This window comes from Hyunsoonleella pacifica (assembly GCF_004310335.1).
In the GTDB taxonomy this organism is placed as follows: domain Bacteria; phylum Bacteroidota; class Bacteroidia; order Flavobacteriales; family Flavobacteriaceae; genus Jejuia; species Jejuia pacifica.
In genome coordinates, this window is record NZ_SIRS01000005.1 from 405,036 (window position 1) to 423,923 (window position 18,888).

At 31.8% G+C, this 18,888-nt stretch carries 14 protein-coding genes; 4 read left to right on the forward strand and 10 right to left on the reverse strand.

Going from position 1 to position 18,888, the window contains the following annotated elements:
- Positions 1–41 precede the first annotated feature (41 nt).
- From EYD46_RS13775 to EYD46_RS13790, 4 genes are all read right to left on the reverse strand, one after another.
- Positions 42–4,598: a TonB-dependent receptor plug domain-containing protein gene (locus tag EYD46_RS13775; protein WP_130937756.1), complete on the reverse strand. Its 4,557-nt coding sequence runs from the start codon at positions 4,596–4,598 to the stop codon at positions 42–44.
- Between the two features lie 4 nt (positions 4,599–4,602).
- Positions 4,603–7,434, reverse strand: coding sequence for a carboxypeptidase-like regulatory domain-containing protein (locus EYD46_RS13780; RefSeq protein WP_130937757.1), 2,832 nt, complete (start codon positions 7,432–7,434; stop codon positions 4,603–4,605).
- A 153-nt stretch (positions 7,435–7,587) separates the two neighbouring features.
- Entirely contained in the window at positions 7,588–8,100 is a 513-nt protein-coding gene (locus EYD46_RS13785) for a zinc ribbon domain-containing protein (RefSeq protein WP_130937758.1), read from the reverse strand.
- Between the two features lie 64 nt (positions 8,101–8,164).
- On the reverse strand, positions 8,165–8,755 hold the full coding sequence (locus tag EYD46_RS13790) for a carboxymuconolactone decarboxylase family protein (protein ID WP_130937759.1): 591 nt from the start codon (positions 8,753–8,755) through the stop codon (positions 8,165–8,167).
- A gap of 56 nt (positions 8,756–8,811) precedes the next feature.
- Here EYD46_RS13790 and EYD46_RS13795 point away from each other — a divergent pair, with 56 nt between their 5' ends.
- Genes EYD46_RS13795 through EYD46_RS13805 form a run of 3 tightly spaced genes read left to right on the forward strand, consistent with a single transcriptional unit; the run spans position 8,812 to position 12,244 of the window.
- Positions 8,812–9,234, forward strand: a complete 423-nt coding sequence (locus EYD46_RS13795) for an OsmC family protein (RefSeq protein WP_130937760.1) — start codon at positions 8,812–8,814, stop codon at positions 9,232–9,234.
- A 50-nt stretch (positions 9,235–9,284) separates the two neighbouring features.
- Entirely contained in the window at positions 9,285–10,976 is a 1,692-nt protein-coding gene (gene recJ, locus EYD46_RS13800) for a single-stranded-DNA-specific exonuclease RecJ (RefSeq protein WP_130937761.1), read from the forward strand.
- A gap of 2 nt (positions 10,977–10,978) precedes the next feature.
- Positions 10,979–12,244 (forward strand): MFS transporter, encoded by a 1,266-nt coding sequence (locus EYD46_RS13805; RefSeq protein ID WP_130937762.1) that lies wholly within the window; start codon positions 10,979–10,981, stop codon positions 12,242–12,244.
- Positions 12,245–12,256: 12 nt separating this feature from the next.
- On the opposite strand, the gene EYD46_RS13810 is transcribed toward EYD46_RS13805, so the two are convergent.
- A complete protein-coding gene (locus EYD46_RS13810) occupies positions 12,257–13,015 on the reverse strand; it encodes a UDP-2,3-diacylglucosamine diphosphatase (RefSeq protein ID WP_130937763.1) in 759 nt (252 codons plus the stop codon).
- Between the two features lie 98 nt (positions 13,016–13,113).
- Between EYD46_RS13810 and EYD46_RS13815 the strand changes: the two genes are divergently transcribed.
- Positions 13,114–14,685, forward strand: a complete 1,572-nt coding sequence (locus tag EYD46_RS13815) for a hypothetical protein (RefSeq protein WP_130937764.1) — start codon at positions 13,114–13,116, stop codon at positions 14,683–14,685.
- On the opposite strand, the gene EYD46_RS13820 is transcribed toward EYD46_RS13815, so the two are convergent.
- The 5 genes from EYD46_RS13820 to EYD46_RS13835 form a co-directional block, all read right to left on the reverse strand.
- The gene (locus EYD46_RS13820; RefSeq protein ID WP_130937765.1) at positions 14,682–15,944 is read right to left on the reverse strand and encodes a M48 family metalloprotease; all 1,263 of its coding nucleotides are present in this window, start codon (positions 15,942–15,944) and stop codon (positions 14,682–14,684) included. The genes EYD46_RS13815 and EYD46_RS13820 overlap by 4 nt on opposite strands.
- Before the next feature lie 275 nt (positions 15,945–16,219).
- Positions 16,220–16,672, reverse strand: a complete 453-nt coding sequence (locus EYD46_RS13825) for a 6-pyruvoyl trahydropterin synthase family protein (protein ID WP_130937766.1) — start codon at positions 16,670–16,672, stop codon at positions 16,220–16,222.
- 124 nt (positions 16,673–16,796) lie between these two features.
- On the reverse strand, positions 16,797–16,967 hold the full coding sequence (locus EYD46_RS17805; RefSeq protein WP_165454388.1) for a hypothetical protein: 171 nt from the start codon (positions 16,965–16,967) through the stop codon (positions 16,797–16,799).
- Between the two features lie 29 nt (positions 16,968–16,996).
- Positions 16,997–18,331: an MATE family efflux transporter gene (locus EYD46_RS13830; RefSeq protein WP_130937767.1), complete on the reverse strand. Its 1,335-nt coding sequence runs from the start codon at positions 18,329–18,331 to the stop codon at positions 16,997–16,999.
- Entirely contained in the window at positions 18,328–18,828 is a 501-nt protein-coding gene (locus EYD46_RS13835; protein WP_130937876.1) for a GNAT family N-acetyltransferase, read from the reverse strand. The genes EYD46_RS13830 and EYD46_RS13835 overlap by 4 nt, the downstream gene beginning before the upstream one ends.
- Positions 18,829–18,888 lie beyond the last annotated feature (60 nt).

Genomic DNA, 18,888 nt, shown 5'->3' on the forward strand with positions numbered 1-18,888 from the left:
TTCTGAGAAGGCTTTAACCAATAAGGCAAAAAAGGAATGGCTTAATTCTTAATTTCTAAAGTATTCCCCGAAATCCAAGTTTTAAACTCATCGCCATAATACAAATAGGCCGTACTTGCAGGTGCTTTGTATCTACCAGCTATATCTGCTTTTAAATCTAAACGGATAGTTTTGGTTTCGGAGGCATCAAATTCTCTCCAGTAAAACACTAAATAATTATCAAAAATCTCGTAGTAGGCTACTTTGTTTTGTTCTAAAATCTCTTTGAGTTGCCAAGGCTGTGGTGTTGCACCAGAAGGTATACCAATAATAGCAGTTACCATACCCAGCTTTTCTACTTTTTTATTTGAAACATTTACGGTCATACTTACATTATCGCCAACATTATATGATGCCTCCGTAATTACAGTTTCTAATTTTAACGGACATTCTCCTGAAGTATCAGGTAAACTACTATCCCACATTACATTCAGAGCATAAGGAAATGTAGTTTTAGGGTTATTAAATTTTACAGTAAGTGTTTGATTTCCGTCTGTGATATAATCGGTAATATTAGGAATTGTTATTTTTCCATTTTCACTCAAATTCAATTTTTCGTGTAGTATATTCCCTTTTATTACCAGTTCAACAACGTCTTTACTAGTTATTATTTTTTGTTTTTCACGTTTTGTATAAGCTATTAGTGCTTTTAATGCCATAGCGGTAGATTGTGTAGAACCAAATCGGTTATACTCTCGTTTTCCTACAATATGTTTAATACCCTTTGAAATTAATGCATCATTATTCGTGTTATCCCGCATTAAGGCTAATAAGGTAAACGCAACTGTTTCAATGTTTTTAGCATTACCATAAGAACGTGTAATTGTATTGGCTACAGGAAGATCTTGAAAATCGTGTGTTTTAATGTTTTGCTTTATTCTTTTTATTAAAGTTTCAGCATTTTCAATTTGATTTAGATTATAGCTTGCCAATGCTAAAAGTGCCATTTTGTAAGTGTCGTTACTTTTTAAAGCGTCTTTGTAAGCGGTATTATATTCCAAGCGGAAATCCTCATTTATTTTAGATTCGCTCAACGCATAAACAATGTAAGCATTGGCCACATCAATAGGCGAGCTTGCAAAACTATCATACCCTTTTTTGCTTTTTTGGAAACCTCCTTTGCCATCTTTTCTGCTCAATAACCATTTTACGGTTCTATCAATCATATTTTGATCCACACCTGTATACACTTCTTTCATTTCAGTAAATTCTAAAATACCATATGCGGTTAAGGTTTCATGTGGTGGTGTGTGCCCAAACCATTCAAACCCACCTTCCTTGGTTTCAAAACTTATTAAACGCTTATATCCTTTTTTGATAAAACCCATCGCCTTTGCCTCAATCTCTGGATTGCTTTTACCTGCTTCTTTTAAATATTTTAACACCATTATATTTGGGTAAGTTGATGACGACGTTTGTTCAAAACACCCGTAAGGTTGCCTAATAAGGCCTTCAATACCATCCATTACATCTCCAATGACATCAGTATAAATATTAAATTCAGCTTTTAAACTATGTTGTACTACATGGTTAATATCAAAGTTGAAAGACTGTGATTTTGAACCTGAAATAGATAACTCAGTTGGAAAATAAGGGCTTAAAATAGTTACATTTCGTTTCACAATATCTGTTGCTTCATCTGATTTCAAACTTACCTGAATCGTAGCATTCTCTCCCTTCTTTATAGGTATTACACTTATGTTTTTAATTGCAGTATGTTTAGCTTTCAAGACCATTTCAGATTCAAAAGGCTTTAAAAGTTTAAGATGCTCTGGTAATAGTAATTTTAAATTAGCAGTAATAGGGCGATCTGTTTCATTAGTTACCGAAATTGGTAAAACCACAGTATCATTTAACGCCATATAATTTGGTGCTTTAAAATCTATATTCAATAATTTATTTGTAGCATACAGTGTTTCTTTTCTACCTACAAGACCGTCAAATCCAACACCTTCAGCAGTAACTTTAAAAGATGTTATAGCATCAGAATTGTAAAACTCAAATTCAGCTTTTCCATGTTCATCGGTTTGTACCACAGGATTCCAATAAATGGTTTGTCTAAAATCGGTACGTTCTTCTGGCAAGGTTTTACTATCATATTTAGGCACATAAAACAACTTTGATCTATACGTTTTAGGCCCATTATAATCGTAAAAATTTGTTGCCGTATAATTGTTATACTTGGCATTATTTAACTTTTTCTTTCCGTAGTTATAAAAACTATTATTCTTTGTTGTAATGATAATTACACCATTAGCCCCTCTACTTCCATAAACAGCTGTTGCTGCTGCATCTTTAAGAACAGATAGATTTTTGATATTGTTTAGGTCAATATCATTAATATCTTGTACCACCCCATCTACAACAACAAGCGGGTTGCTATTACCACTAAAAGAAGCTGCACCTCTTATAATTACTTTAGAGTTGTTTCCTGGAAGAAAACCTTCTGATATTGTAACACCAGAAACACGACCTTGTAATGTTCTCGCCAAATCACTATCAATAGAAATTTCTTCGCTTACAACTTGTGCTACAGCTCCAGTAACTGAGCTTTTTTTCATAGTACCATAACCAATAACAACTACTTCATCTAAAGCATCTACATCTTCTGTTAAGGCAATATTGGCTGTAACCTCTTGTTTAATTTTAGTTTGCAAAGGTTTATCATTCTTTAAAAAGGCTTTGGATTCTGTTGAGTTGGCTCTAGATGCCGCATTTTTATCATCATACATGGTACCTTTTTTAAATTTATCTTTTATAATTTTTAAGGGTTTTCCATCATCAGTATAGGCTACTAATGTTAAGGTTGCCAGTGCTACCGATTTAAACTGAAACTCTCCTTTATCACTTGTTTTAAATGGTAAAACATTATAACCGTCAGTATTAAATAATAATAGATTTGCTTTTACAGGATTCCCTTTTTTATCTACTACAACCCCAGAATGTAAACCTCTTTTTTCAGGTTTAAAATTGGCATTTTCATAAGTTAAGTTTGGTGTATGTATATAATCTCTCCATCCATGAGTTAACATCAAATAATCTAACGCTTTATATGATTTAGGCTCTTTTGGATTGAAATAGAATGATGGCTTATGGATGCGTCCTTTTAATTCTGAAGATACTAACAGATAAGATAAAATATGGTCTTGCTTGTCATCTGCAAAGGACAGTAATTTGTTATCTGAAATAGCTACGGAAAGATTTGATGGAATGGGAGTTCCCTTAAAATCTGTAGTAGTTATACTTGCTTTTACCTTTTCTCTTGTTTTATAAACTGATTTATCCAATTGAATATCAACCTTAAGTTGTTTATGAGCATTAAGAAACACCAAGCGTTCTGCGACAATGTTGCCATTTATATCTAGTATGCTGAATTTTGAAATACCAATAGGGAAATTTCTAGTATCAATATTGATTACTTTTCTAGAAGAGTTAATTCTTTTGCTAAAAAGTAGTTTTGAAGCATTAGAAACTTTAATTTGTAAACGTATATTTTCAGTTGAAAATAGTTTTAGTTTTGTGTTTAAACTATCGGAAATCACTGAAAACCGTGTGCCGTTTTGATGGATTTTAGGAAGTGTAATTTTTCTTTCTGAAACAAAAGGGGTTTTAATTTTAGCATAAAAGGTATTGTTGTTTTCTGTTGAAATTGTGAACGCACCCATACCATCATGAAAACTATTAAATGTTGAGATAACGTTACCATTGTTGTCCACAATATCTCCAGAAACATCCACAGGTTTTCCAAATTCATTCAAAGCTTTAAAAGCAACTCTATTTTTTGTGTTGGCAATTAGTTTTCCACTTTCGGGGAAGAACTGTAAATCAATATTATCCAAAACCACTGGAACACTTCTGGATATAGACTCAGTAGTGCCATTGTATGGCAATAAAACATTTAAAACAACATCAGTAGTACTCAAATCTTTTGGGAGTTTAAATGTTGGTGTTGCCTTTCCATCATCATTGGTAACTATTGTTTTCGAAATAATTTTTTTACCCTTTGCAGATACTTCAAACGTAATATCTTTATGTTTTAAAGGTTTATTTTTTAAATTTTTAGCTTCAAAATTTGCTGTGACTTCAGAGGATTGTCCATAGCCTTCTTTTTCAAATTTTAAGTTTAATAATACATTAGGTTTTACAATTTTTTGAATATTGATTTTCTTTGTGAAAGTTGCTTCATCTCCAAAATTTCGCATCCAATTTGTATAAGTTTTTAGAGTATAAATACCGCCAACCCAATTCTTATTAACATGAAAATCGCCATAAGCATAACCATCTTCAACAGAAAGTTTAATCGTTTTTAAAGTAGCGCCCTTAGGAGATATTAATTTGGCAATCATAATATCACTTACACCAGAAATTGTGTTATCATTAGCTACGATATAAGATTTAAACCAAATGGTTTCTTCTGGAAAATAAAATGGACGATCGGTTTGGGTATATATCTTTTCAATAGGTACTTTTTCAGTAAAATATGTTCTAAAAGACATCAATACAATTGCAGTTAGAACGAATAGGAATACAGTTGAAATAGAATATATTTTAGTTTTCATGAGATTAAATTTTGAAATTGAGTTTTAAACCTACTTCGCTAATTAAAGGTGCGTTAAAAAAGTTGAGACCTCTAGCTGAGTTAGTGTTGAAAAGATTACTATATGGAGATGCACCTCTAAATTTTGTCCAAGTGATAAGGTTATTAGCATACAACCCAACTTCTAAAGTGCGGAGAAATGTATCACGGGCGTTCTTCTTAAAACTATATGTTACATCTATGGATTTTAAATTTACATAGCTACCATCAACAATAGCATCTTCTGCCACACCTTCAAATCCATAGCGCACAAATCGGTTCTCTGAAATATCATTATTAGGATTATAAAAATCTACAGGAATCGTGTTTGTGTTTCCTTGGGTATTGACGCCGCTGAATATAAAATTACTAATGTTACGGTCATTTGCAGATTGTTGGGAGGTGCCGAAATAGTTTAAAACATTTTGAGTGCCATTCCAAACATCTCCTCCCTTTTGGAAATCAATTAAAAAGTTAAGTGTGAAATTGTGCAATTTAATATGATTATTAAAACCAATATTGAAACGAGGTATAGGATTACCAATAATTTTAGATTCAGAAGCCACGACAGGAAAACCATCATTACCTATTATAATGGTATTATTAATATCTCTTTCATAGACAGAACCTATAATAACACCTGCAGGTTGCCCCTCAATTAGATTTTTGGAAACAGTAGAAAATCCTGCAATAGGAAGGCGGTCGTTTTCTAAAAGTAACTTATTAACTTTTGGACGATATGTTGAGAATGTAAGCTTTGGATAATATTTAAAATTATTAGAAAAATTTACATATGAATTTAAATTGATTTCAAAACCATGATTTTTTACATCTGCTACATTTTTGAGCTGAAATGTATTGTTTTCAAATATTGGAAATATTGTGTTTTTAGTATGCGATCTAAAGTGTGTAATATCAAAATCAAAAGATGCACCCAACGCTCTAAATCCAAAACCAAAGTTTACATCAAAGCTTTGTTTTTCTTCAAGTAATAGTTGGTTATCAATAAACAAATCGTTAATTGCTCTGTAGCTTAAGCTTTCCTCTGGGCGGATATTTAAACTATTATGGCTGAGGTTGCCATACAGCAAAGACGCATCGTTTATATCATAAGCAGTACCCGCAGAAATATAAATATTGTAAAAGTCATAAACATTAATAATATCGTCTATTCTCCATTTTACTTGTAGTGTTGGTAAAAACCATTTATTATTTTGAATGGAGGATAGGTAGGAGTTATTGGTAAGTCCCACGACAAGCATATCATAATCTGATTTGAAAATGATTTTGTTTTGTAAGCGTAATATATTTCTATGTAAGTGTCGTTGATTTAATGAGTTCTCCTGTTCATCATTAAAAGTAAAAGCGTCAAATCCTTCTGCCTGAAATAAGGTGTATTTTAAGTCTTCAAATAAGGCATCTGCTTTTGAAATAAAATCGATTTTAGAGTCATTGATTTTTGTTTTGAAATTGAAATCAACTGAGGCGTTAAAGTTATTTTTATCTACAGTTCTATCACTTAAATACCCGTTTTCAAAACCATTAGTGTTTTTAACAAGACCAAAATGTTGCGCATTTTTAAAATTACTATAGTTTACCTTGGTAAGTATTGAAATAGCCTCAGAGACATATAATGTATTGTTTAAGCTCGTTATAAAATGGGTGTTCTTTTCTGAATTTCGATTGTGTTTTAATAACCACTCAGGGTTATTAAATTGACTTGGGCTAAAACTACGCTGAGAGTCATCCAGTAGCTTATCTCCTTGTGTATTTTCAAAACTAGGTGGCGTTACCCATGTATTTAAAAGTAAATTATTCTGAAACCCGTTAATGTTGGGTTGATTATTGTCTTGGTTACCAAATTTAACAAAGACATTCCATGACACTTTTTTACCATTAGCCCTTTTCTCATAGTTAAATAACACATTGTTGGAAGTACTTCTTTCAACATCGTATAAATCTTTTTGAGATGTATTAGTAACATCAAACTTAAAGGATTCTACATCTGTACTAATATTAAAAAAAGCATTATGAGTTGATTTTATACTCGTATTAAAAATGGTATTTTCATAAGTATTTGCTGGTACACCATTTCCATCGCCTATACCAACTAATTTACCATTAATATCAAAGCTGTAATTATTACCATCAAACTCTAATACATTTAATTGAGGTCCATACGAAAACACATTGCCAGTTTCTGGACCTTGAAACACAAATGCACCGTTATTTGAAAGCCCTTGACTATATCTCGTTTGTAATGCCGGTAGATTGCTGGATTGTACAAACTGAAAACTATTTATTGTTTTTAAACCAACTTCAAAGTAAATATCAGGATCAAAATATGAAAGTTTTACCTTGTCTTTTTGAACATCTATAGTTTTGATACGGTTATATTGAAAGTATGAGTTTCTATTATAGGTTTTATCCGAATCAACAATTGAAGGAATTGAAAAGGCATCTTTTTTTAGATTTTTAACTGCATCTTTATAGGCTTTACTCTTTATATCTTTAACTGGGACTTTTAGTTTAGAAGAGATATCTGAAGTGTCTTTGAACATATTTTCAGTAACAGTAACCTCCTGCGTTTTAAAACCGATATAATTAAATTTAAGAATATCTCCTACCTTACATGAAATACTATAATTACCATCAAAATCTGTGGAAACACCTATTGAAGTGCCTTTAATCGTAATGTTTACCCCAGGAATAGGAATACCTTCACTATCTTCTAAAACTCCAGATACAACTCCCTGTTGTGCAAATACTGCAAAAGGCACCAATAAAAAGAATAGTGTTTTGGTTAGTTGTGTTTTCATATGGTTTGGTGTTTTGATACATCAAACCTAATTCTGAAAATAGTATTACAAAACCAAAAATGAGTGAAGTGTCCTTTTTATTGAGTAAACAACAACCATTAAAAAACCTCTCCATTTCTGAAGAGGTTATAACTTTTAAAATGATGAAAATATCTAATCCTTCTCCAAAAACTTATTTTCTTTCTTTAATTTATTGGCTTCCATAGAATTCCAAATGCCATAAACTAAGAACGATACAATAATAATTTTCCACAAAATTCCTCTAAAGACTAGCTCAGGACTGATAAAATATAGCAATCCGTAATAACTCAATATAACAATTAGAGCTAAGGTTAGAAACAGAATGGGTTTCTTAGATGAAAAATAACCAAAAACCCCTAATAATAATCCAAGAATAATATAAAAGGAAGTATCAAATACACTCTTTGTGTTAAAATAAATCAAGATACCATTTAGTATTTGAAACCCAGCAATGATATATAAGATACGCTGCGCTTTTTCTTGAGATTCTTTGGCATCTCCAATTTTTGATTTATTAGAAATTTGTCTTCCTATAAAAATAGCTTTCTCTTTGTCTGTACCTGATAATGGGAAACCACAATTTTCGCAATCTACTTCTACCTGAGAAATTATTTCATTACAGTTTGGGCACCTTAATTCTTCCATGTATACGTTGGTTTATTCAAAATTGATACTATTCTAATTGTTGAGATTACTGCTTTCGCAGGAATCACACATGCTTTCCCTTCTCCCAACCATGTTTGCCTAAATACTGCTCTCCACTTTCCACCGCACCATCTTCAATACTAGTACCCATAGAGTCATTCCATCTATTTAAATACCCAAATAAAGAAATAACACCCAGCATTTCTACAATTTCGCCTTCATCCCAATACTCATATAAGCGTTTTTTAATAGCTTCATCTACTGCATTTGGTACTTGAGAAGCCGCTAAACTAAAATCTAAAGCAGCACGCTCTGCTTCACTAAAAGCAGCGTGTGTTCTATATTCCCAGATATTATCTAGTTGCTCTTGCTCTGCTCCGTAGCGTTCTGCTGCTCGAATAGCATGGGCTTGACAATATCTACAGCCAGTAGAGTTGCTTGACACCCAAGCAATCATACGTTTTAAGGCAGAAGTTACACGCCCCTCATTAGCCATAACCGCTTTATTTAAATTAATAAATGCCTTACTAATAGCTGGACGATGTTGCATCGTTAAGATTGAATTTGGGCAAAACCCCAACGTTTCATTAAAGAATTTAGCAAGTTCTTGGGTTTCTATATCATGCTCCGGAGATAATGGTGTTACTAAAGGCATATTTTTAGTTTTTAAGTAGTATTTTTGATTCTTACAAGAAACAAAATAATTTAATAATGGCAGTTAAAGTTTCCACAAAATGGTTAGGCAATATGCGATTTGAAAGCACAAATCCATCAGGTCATAATTTATTTATTGATGCAGGCGAAGAAAATGGTGGTAAAAGTGAAGGCTATCGTCCTAAGGCTCTAATGCTTTCTGGATTAGCTGGTTGTTCAGGATTGGATGTTGCAGCTTTAATAAAAAAAATGAAGCTAGATGTTGATGATTTTAATATAGATATTGAAGCTAACCTAACAGAAGTACATCCCAAATATTATGATAAAGTTGCAATGCATTTTCATTTTTATGGTAAAGATTTAAATGAAAAAAAATTACAACGTGCAGTAGATTTATCTATTGAAAAATATTGCGGTGTAATGGAAATGTTTCGTCAGTTTTCAGAACTCAACATTAAGACGTTTTTTCATAATAATTAAGTTTGAGTGAACAACTTTTAAACTTTTAACTCAAACCTTTAGACTAAAACATGCGTTGGACGCTTAAACCAAAGCCAGATTTAGAAAAAGTAAAGCACTTACAGCAGGTACTAAAAGTAGGTGCCACTACTGCTGAACTTTTGGTACAACGCGGCATTGAAACCTATGATGCTGCAAAAGCATTTTTCCGCCCAAGTTTAAGCGATTTGCACGATCCGTATCTTATGAAGGATATGGATAAAGCCATAACGCGTATTGAAAAAGCCATTACCAACAAGGAAAATATACTGGTATACGGAGATTATGATGTAGATGGTACAACTGCAGTGGCATTAATGTCTACGTATTTAAAAACAAAGTACAATTTAGTTTACACCTATGTGCCTAATCGTTACGATGAGGGATATGGTGTCTCTAAAAAAGGGATCAACTTTGCATTAGAAAACGATTTTAGTTTAATTATTGCTTTAGACTGTGGTATTAAAGCTATTGAAAAGATTGAATATGCAAAATCTCTAGGGATAGATTTTATTATTTGCGATCATCATAGACCTGGAGATGAAATCCCTAATGCTGTAGCAGTTTTAGATCCAAAACGAGAGGATTGCAAATACCCATATAAAGAATTATGTGGTTGTGGTGTTGGGTTCAAATTAATCCAAGCATTAGCACAAAAAGATGGTAAGACTATCGAAGATTTGATTCCGTATTTAGATTTAGTAGCAACCGCCATAGGTGCAGATATTGTTCCTATTAATGGCGAAAATAGAATATTGGCGTATTTTGGTTTACATGTTATTAATACAAACCCCAGACCAGGGATTAAGGCTATTTTAGATCAAGTTGAAAAAACAGAATTAACCATTACAGATGTAGTTTTTATAATCGCACCAAGAATTAATGCCGCAGGACGTATGGAACACGGTAATTTTGCTGTGGCACTATTAGCTGAAGAAGATTACGAATTAGCTAAAACCCACGCTGCAAACATAAACAACTACAATTCAGAACGAAGAGCCACCGATAAAACTATTACAGAAGCTGCTCTAGAGCAAATAGAAGCTTTAGATGAACAAGACCGATTAACTACAGTTGTGTATGATGAAACATGGCACAAAGGTGTTATAGGTATTGTGGCTTCTAGACTTACAGAAACCTATTATCGCCCTACATTAGTATTTACTAAAAGTGGAGAGAAATTAGCAGCTTCTGCCCGCTCAGTACGAGGTTTTGATGTGTATAATGCTTTAGAGGCTTGTAAAGAACATATTGAGCAATTTGGCGGACATAAATATGCTGCTGGTTTAACCTTAAAAGAAGAAAACTATCAGGCTTTTAAACAAGCTTTTGAGGACGAAGTTTCCAAGACCATAGATAGAAACTTGTTAATTCCTGAGGTTAAAATTGATGCGCAAATTGATTTAAAAGATATTACTCCAAAATTCTACAGAGTATTAAAACAGTTTGCTCCACATGGCCCCAGTAATATGACACCAGTGTTTATGACTGAAAATTTACGAGATACAGGTTATGGTAAGTGTGTTGGTGCTGATAAAACACATTTAAGATTAACCGCTTCTCAACCCGAAACCAATACCATAGTGTGCATAGGTTTTGGAATGGGAGATAAACACGAATTGATTTCAGACCAAAAACCATTTAAAGCTGTGTACTCCATTGATGAAAATGAATGGCAAGGTAATGTGTCTCTACAATTAAAACTACGAGATCTAAAAGCGTAATTATGGCGAAAACTGATCCATACGCAGCCTTACGTATCAAAGAGTTTAATATTTTTTTAGTGTTACGCTTGTTCTTAGTATTTGGCTGGTCTATGCAATTTATAGTTATTGAATGGCAAGTCTATAGTTTAACAAAGGATCCGCTATCATTAGGAATTATTGGGTTAATGGAAATTATTCCTGCTTTTACTATGGCTTTGTTCGCAGGACACATAGTAGATCAAAAAGAAAAGCGAAATCTATTTGCACTTTGTATAGCTGCTTTTTCATTAATTAGTTTAGGCTTATTTCTGTTAACTTATGAAGATGTAGTTGAAGATTGGTCTACTCAAACTATCTTGTATTGTATTTATGCCTTAGTGTTTTTTGGTGGATTTTTACGTTCCTTTTTTGGCCCCATTATTTTCTCTCTAGTAGCACTTATTGTTCCTAAAAAGATATATCCCAATGCTGCTACTTGGAGTACAAGCACATGGAAAACAGCAGCTGTTTTAGGAGCGCTCTTTGGAGGTTTTTTTATTAGTTGGATAGGGGTTGCAAAAACTTTATGTATTGTTTTCCTTTTAGTTATAATATCATTTTGCTTAGTGTTTTTCATCAAAAAGAAGCCTATTTTAAATAAAAAAATAGGCGAGCCAGTAATGGATAGTTTACAAGTTGGTATTAAGTTTGTATTTCAAAATAAAGCAATTTTAGGAGCACTAACTTTAGATATGATTGCTGTGTTATTTGGAGGTACTGTTGCTATTTTATCTGTTTTTGCTCAAGATATTTTAGAAGTTGGCAGTAAAGGGTTTGGTATTTTAAATGCCTCTATTTCTATGGGAAGTATTGTTACAATGTTCGCCACCACTTATATTCCTATTAGTAAGAATACAGGAAAAAAACTACTTATTGCGGTATTTATTTTTGGAGTGAGCATTATTGGTTTTGGATTATCTAATATTTTTTGGTTAAGTGTACTAATGCTTTTTATTAGTGGTGCTGCTGATGGAATTTCTATGATTATACGTCAAACAATTTTACAGTTAAAAACACCAGATGATATGCGTGGTCGCGTGTCTTCAGTTAACTCTATGTTTGTAGGATCCTCTAATGAATTAGGTGCTTTTGAGAGTGGTTTAGCCGCTAAACTTATAGGACCAGTGGCTGCTGTAGTTTTTGGCGGCTCTATGACATTACTAACAGTTTTTACTATAGGTGTAAAAAATCCTATTTTGAGAGACTTAGATTTAACAGAAGATGTTGCTGCTAGTGATGTTGAATAGATGACAGAGTCATCATATTTTATATTCTTTTAACTCCATACGTTCTCCATCAAACTCAGCATAAGTAAAATACTGAATCCAATCGCCAAGATTAATGTATTTTGAGTTATCGCTAAGACTTATATCTAAAGGTAAATGCCTATGCCCAAATACAAAATAATCGCGATGTTTATCTGCTAACTTTCGTTTGCTATATTGTACAAGCCATTCATTTTCTTCTCCTAAAAACGTAGCATCATCATCTCCTGAAATTAGCTTATTCTTTACTGAAAAGTATTGCGCAATACGCATACCTATATCTGGATGTCCCCACTGGAATATCCATTTAAAAAACGGATTGGTAAACACTTTTTTTAAGCGTTTGTAGCCTTTATCTCCCGGGCCTAAACCATCACCATGACCAATAAAAAATGTTTTATTGTTAAAGGTAAATTCTTTGGGTTTGTGATATACTGGGATATTAAGTTCTTCTTCAAAATAGCCATTCATCCACAGATCGTGATTGCCAACAAAATAGTGAATGGGAATACCCGAGTCTGAAATTTCGGCAAGTTTCCCTAGTGTTCTTGTAAACCCTCGAGGCACTACTGTTTTGTACTCAAACCAAAAGTCGAATAAGTCGCCTAGAAGAAAAATTACCGCGGCATCTTTTTTAATCTCATCTAACCATGCTACGAACTTCTTTTCTCTGGGAAACGAAGCTTCTTTGGTTGGTGCTCCCAAGTGATTGTCTGAAGCAAAATATATTTTTTTTCCTTTTGGGATTTGCATGGTGTAAATATAACAAGTTTGATCTCTATAATAAATGTGCTTTTATATATTTGTGTATACTTATATATTATAAGTGGCAACTTTTACCAATCTATTATATGAGAAACTTCATTTTAGTACTTTTTTATGTCTCTACTGTTTTTATAGCAAACTCACAATCACAAGATTTATTTAATCTAGCTAACGGGACTTTTATTGATTTTAATATTCTTTATAATAATTATGATCCTGAAAACACATGTTACATTTGTACTGAAACAGATGATGTTTATGGTTATTACTCTCTATACAATAACGGAGAAGTTTCTGAGAATTTAGAAGAAATTGAATATATCTTATTAGATAAAAACTTAAACAAATTTGCAAATGGTACATTTAAAAAATTGATAGCACCTCGCAAAGCATCATCTAGATTAAGAGTTTTTAAAAAGCAAGACACCTTAGTAATTTACAATTCTGTGTATTCTACAGCTGTTTTTAGCTCATTTAATTTTCTTGGAGTATATCAAAAATTAGTTTTAAAAGATAATACACTTTTACCTGCTTATTACTATGATAAAAAAGGGAAACGAAAAACAATTAGTTTAGATAGTTTAGCAAAAACATTTACCAAAAGAAGATTAAAAGAGCTTGATAATGAAAATGATTATTCAAAAGAAAAAAAGGATTCTTTAGAATTACACAAAACGTTGTTTTCATATAATGATGAAAAACATAAAGTAGTTTTAAATAAAGGAGGAGAGATAAAGAAAAAGTATATAAAGAATAAATATGATAAATCTCTTTCGTTTGTAGATGATGAAGAAACAAAGTGGGATATACCACTATTAAAAGCTGCTAAAAATGATTACATAGGCCATTATCCGTTATTTCTAGATAAGGAAAAAGATAATATAGGTATGATACGTTATCACACCAAAAAAAATGAAGATTTATCAGATATTTTTATATATGATTTAAAAAATGGAGAACAAAAACGTTCTTTTTCATATAACACAAATAACGATTATAGATATAAAGATTACTTTAATTTAGAAAATGAAAGGTTAACCATTTTATCCTCTGTTATTTCTGGTTATTACTTTTTGGGGTTTAATTTTAACAAGTTTAATATTGAAAACGATGATTCTAGAGAAAGTGAGACTTTTAGATGGGAAGATGCTTCTAAATTTATTGAGATTAAAAGAAATGGATTAGTTGAAAACGGATTACGATTACGATTATTGAATTATTTTTTCCTTAAAAATGGAGATATTGGAATTCTAACGGAAAAATATAAAACAAAACCTAATGGAAAAATAATTACTACAGATTATGTATTCTTTATGTTTGACAAAGATTTTAAGCTCGCTGATGCTTCTATTATAGTGAAAGATAAATCTAAGACTTATTCAAGCAATATAGACTATTTGTTCTCACAGGAAGTTGATGGTGGTTCTATTATATTTTATCGTGATTATAAAAAAGATGCTGTAACTAAAGACAGAAATTGGATACTAGGTATTATAACTTATATAGATGGTAAGTTTGGACACCAAACGCTACCCATAACATCTGAAGATTATAATATTATTCCTTTTTTAGCTAAAGAAGGTTATGTGCTTTTAGCAGAATTTAATGCTAAAGAAGAAAAATACAATAAAATAAGGTTAGAAAAAATTAATTATTAGGGGTAAGTTGAAGTGTAATAATCTGCTATGTTCTTCATTTCTGAAAGCCTTAAATTCCATATAAAATTTAAGAACTGATTATAACTCTCACCTTGTTCTTGCGGATTTAACTTTTCAACATAGCGGTTTAGTGTATATGTTTTTTGCGCATTATGTATCTCCTTAAAATTTAGACCTATATATTTTAACAAATACGCATTATCAGGATAGCTTTCTAATAATATAAGTGTAGAGTATAAACTAGCTCCATATTCTTTTAAATCAAATAGATTTGCCACTTGTTGAAATACTGCTTTATACTGCAATTTTGAAAAGCCTTCGTTAGGTTTAACGATTGTAGAATCGTAGTCTTTAGGCATAAAAGACCTTATTTTGGAAATTCTATTAGTTAATTCAGGGTGAGAGGCTATAGAATCTGCACTAATTTTTTCTTTAAAATGACTATAATTATAGGCACTAAAATCTTCTTTTTTTAACCATTTGGCTTTAAATGGTTGATCTTCTAAATGAAACAAACGATAATATATAGTGGAATCTAAAACAAAACTTGAAGCATCTTCAAATTCTTTTAGTCTAAGAAAAGAATTAGCAAAAGATTGTTTTGGCCATTTAGTATTGTTATACAATACAAACCCTAACGAATCTGCTTCTAATTCTTCTTTTTGATTTTTTTGACTTTGGCTAATCAATAGTTCTTTCATTCTTTTGAAAGCCAAACCACCCTTATTATATTTTGCACTATTAATGTCCTCAAGTGCTTTTTTTGAATCGTTAGACAAATTTATTTTGGCAATATTTATAATAGTATTGAGATTGTGTTTTTTCATATCATGCGCTAATTCATGCATAATAACAGAACGCAACTGATATTGATTTTCTAGGTATTTAAATAACCCCATATTTACCATTACAGTATTGTAACCTATGCTAAATGCATTTGGAGAGGGCGATTTTGATAATAAGAGTGTATAATCTTCTTTTATATCAGGATTATATATTAAAATCGTATCTAATGATTTCTCCAAGAATTCATTAAATTCATTATTGAACAACAAACTTTTATCTGAAAACATTTTTAAGATCTCTGTTTGTCGTTCTTCAAGAAGGCGAATAATCTCTTTTTTAAGTTTCCCAGAGTAGCCTTGAGATATAGTTTTATTATACGCTTCAAATTTAGTTTCGTATGTACTTTTTAATGTTTTAGTTTTATCATAGCTTGTTGTATCTAAAGCTGTGTAGTTTTGGGCATTACTAAACATTGTAAAAACTATTACGAATACATGAAATATTTTAATATGAGTTTTGAGTATCAATTATTTGAAGCTATGCGTATTTTATTTTGGTTATTTATGCGATATAAATATAGTTGTTTTATACGGAAGACAGAAGAACTTTAGGTAAAGCAGAACTTTAGCAGATAATGCGCTAGGGATTGAACGGCTTGTTTGAAATCCCCGACGTAGGAGGGATTGAGTAGTGAAAGCCTGCCTACCGGCAGGCAGGCCCGACCCCCTGTGGGTAGCGCCCAAAAAAACTAATCTTGGTCACTTGCATACCACTCTGCATAACTTGTAGCTGTTTCTCTTAATTTTAAAGAGTGAAGCTTAATGTTTTCTGGTAAGTATGCTTGAATTTTTTTTGCAAAATCTATAATCATCATCTCACTGGTAGGTTGATAATCTACCAATAAAACATTGTGTCCTTCGGCTGCTAAATTTCTACCAAGATCGGCGTGTGGTGTATTTTGATTAAATACAATAGCATGATCAAAAACATCAACAATTTCAGTTTTAACAATCTTTTTTAAATCGCCAAAATCTATAACCATACCGTGTTTTACATGTGAAGTATCTGTAATAGGTTTACCAATAACGGTTACTTCAAGACTATAACTATGGCCATGTATATTTTTACATTTGCCATCGTAACCATGAAGGGCGTGCCCAGCTTCAAAAGAAAATTGTTTGGTAATGCGTATGTTACTCATTTGTAAATTATTGGTTGGCAAATATAATATTTAAGACGTTTTATATCTATAAAATAACCGATTATTAATATTAAAATAAGAGAAAACAAGACTATTAACTTTCAGGAAATTCAGAATACCCTTGTTATGTATTAGAATTGCGCTTTTTATTGTAATAGTAAATCATATAAGCAATAATAACCAGTACTACAAAAGGTATCATTGAACCTAAAAATACACCAATTTCATAACTACTATCTGGCGCTTCTTTTAATTTTTCTTCAATGTTGGTGGTTTGTAATATGTTAAGCAGCATTTTAAATTCTTAAAAGGGATACTGTAAAGTTAGTTGTTTTTAGTGAGCGGTATAAATTGTTTATTGAAATAAATTAATAGTGGTAATGCTCTAGCTATCATCCAAAGTGTTAATGCTATGAAAATACCGTTGAGTTTAAAGCCAAAATAATTTAAAGTGTATAGTATTGGAATAAACACTAAAAAAGTGGCACCTAAAAGTACGTTTCTTAGTGTGCTCATTTTTCCAAGCCCCTTAAAAATACCATCAAAGATAAAGGCTACAGCGCATATAGGCTGCATGATGAGTACTATCCAAAATACACTGTAAAAACGTTCTAAAACCTCAGGTTCTTTTGTAAATAGTAGACCAATAGGTTTATAGATAACACATCCAAAGATGGCTAAAATACTACCTACAATTATTCCTATTTTTATTAGTTTTTTATTGAGGGTTACTAAGTCTTTGTAATTTTTTGCGCCAAATAATTTACCTGACATAATATTGCCTGCTCCTGCATATCCATCGATAATAAATGCGCCAAGAAACCATAGGTTTATAGCAATAGTGTAGGCTGCTATATAGTTTTTACCATACCCCGTTGCAAATCGGGTAGCAAAATATAGTGTAATATTAAGAGCTAGGGTTCTAATAAATAAATTAAGAATCATCAGTAAAAACCTAGTAATTTCTTTATTAAAAGGAAATTTTGGCATTAGTGAAATAGTAGTTTTTTTCAACAAGAAATATGCTGAAAATAACGCCATAAGTATTTGAGCAATTACACTAGCATAAGCAGCGCCTTCAATATTCATCGGTGGGATATATCCTGAAATGCCGTACACTAAAACAAAGTCTAAAATAATATTTGTAGCTGCACCAATAATGGCAATTATCATGGGGTAATAGGTGTTTTGCAATCCTCTAAACGTTCCAAAAACTGCAATGGTAAATAACGTAAAGGGAAACCCAAATACTCTAATTTGGTAGTAAATAATGCTATAATCTAAAATGAGACCTGATGCATTGTATAGTCTGAATATTTGATTTGTAAATGGATAGGTGCCAATAATTATTAAAACACTTAAGGATGTTACAATAAAAATAGCTTGTGCCGGTAGATTTTTCACAGCTTCTAAATTATCTGCGCCCAAATATTGGGAAACAATAGCTGATATAGCACTACGGGTTTGCCCTAAAATCCAAATAAGCATAGATAAAAATGTACCAACGATACCCACTGCAGCCAAAGACTCTACCGGATTTATATTGATATTTCCAACTATCGCAGTGTCCGTAATAGATAATATAGGTTCTGATACTCCTGAGATAAGTGCAGGAACAGCTAATTTATTGATGTATTTTAGGCTTATATTACTCTTCACAAGACTAATTCATAACAGTGAAAGGGGTATTTGCTTTGTTTAGGAAAGTAAATATCGCCTAGTTTTTTATAGCCACGAAGTTCGTAAAACTTTACATTTCTTTTGTTTTGTGAAAAAGTATCTAGCCGTATTGATTGGTATTTGTTTTCTTTTGCATATTGTTCTGCAAATTGTATCAATTCTTGCGCATACCCTTTACCTTGGTGTTTTGGGTGCACAGCTAAACGGTGTATATAAATATTATTTTTATTTGCTGTAAGCCACTCTACTGGAATATACTCTTCATCCATTAAAGTAGAAACAGTAATACAGCCAATAATGTTGTTTTCAATCTCTAAAACATAACATTCACTACGTTTTATATCTTTTCTAAAAGCCTCTGCATTTGGATAAAATTCATTCCATTGAAAAATGTTTTGTTGTATCATGTGAACCGCACATGCTTTTGTGAGATTTAAAATAGTATCTATATCGTTAAGAATACCTTTTCGTATCATTAATTGTTTTACTTTTGCCACAAAATTTTATTGTAAATTTAAGTTTTAACTTTCAAAAAA

Bases quoted from the DNA above. Each gene is read 5' to 3' on its own strand.
- EYD46_RS13775 (WP_130937756.1), bottom strand. From the start codon at position 4,598: ATGAAAACTAAAATATATTCTATTTCAACTGTATTCCTATTCGTTCTA.
- EYD46_RS13780 (WP_130937757.1), bottom strand. From the start codon at position 7,434: ATGAAAACACAACTAACCAAAACACTATTCTTTTTATTGGTGCCTTTT.
- EYD46_RS13785 (WP_130937758.1), bottom strand. From the start codon at position 8,100: ATGGAAGAATTAAGGTGCCCAAACTGTAATGAAATAATTTCTCAGGTA.
- EYD46_RS13790 (WP_130937759.1), bottom strand. From the start codon at position 8,755: ATGCCTTTAGTAACACCATTATCTCCGGAGCATGATATAGAAACCCAA.
- EYD46_RS13795 (WP_130937760.1), top strand. From the start codon at position 8,812: ATGGCAGTTAAAGTTTCCACAAAATGGTTAGGCAATATGCGATTTGAA.
- recJ (WP_130937761.1), top strand. From the start codon at position 9,285: ATGCGTTGGACGCTTAAACCAAAGCCAGATTTAGAAAAAGTAAAGCAC.
- EYD46_RS13805 (WP_130937762.1), top strand. From the start codon at position 10,979: ATGGCGAAAACTGATCCATACGCAGCCTTACGTATCAAAGAGTTTAAT.
- EYD46_RS13810 (WP_130937763.1), bottom strand. From the start codon at position 13,015: ATGCAAATCCCAAAAGGAAAAAAAATATATTTTGCTTCAGACAATCAC.
- EYD46_RS13815 (WP_130937764.1), top strand. From the start codon at position 13,114: ATGAGAAACTTCATTTTAGTACTTTTTTATGTCTCTACTGTTTTTATA.
- EYD46_RS13820 (WP_130937765.1), bottom strand. From the start codon at position 15,944: ATGTTTAGTAATGCCCAAAACTACACAGCTTTAGATACAACAAGCTAT.
- EYD46_RS13825 (WP_130937766.1), bottom strand. From the start codon at position 16,672: ATGAGTAACATACGCATTACCAAACAATTTTCTTTTGAAGCTGGGCAC.
- EYD46_RS17805 (WP_165454388.1), bottom strand. From the start codon at position 16,967: ATGCTGCTTAACATATTACAAACCACCAACATTGAAGAAAAATTAAAA.
- EYD46_RS13835 (WP_130937876.1), bottom strand. From the start codon at position 18,828: ATGATACGAAAAGGTATTCTTAACGATATAGATACTATTTTAAATCTC.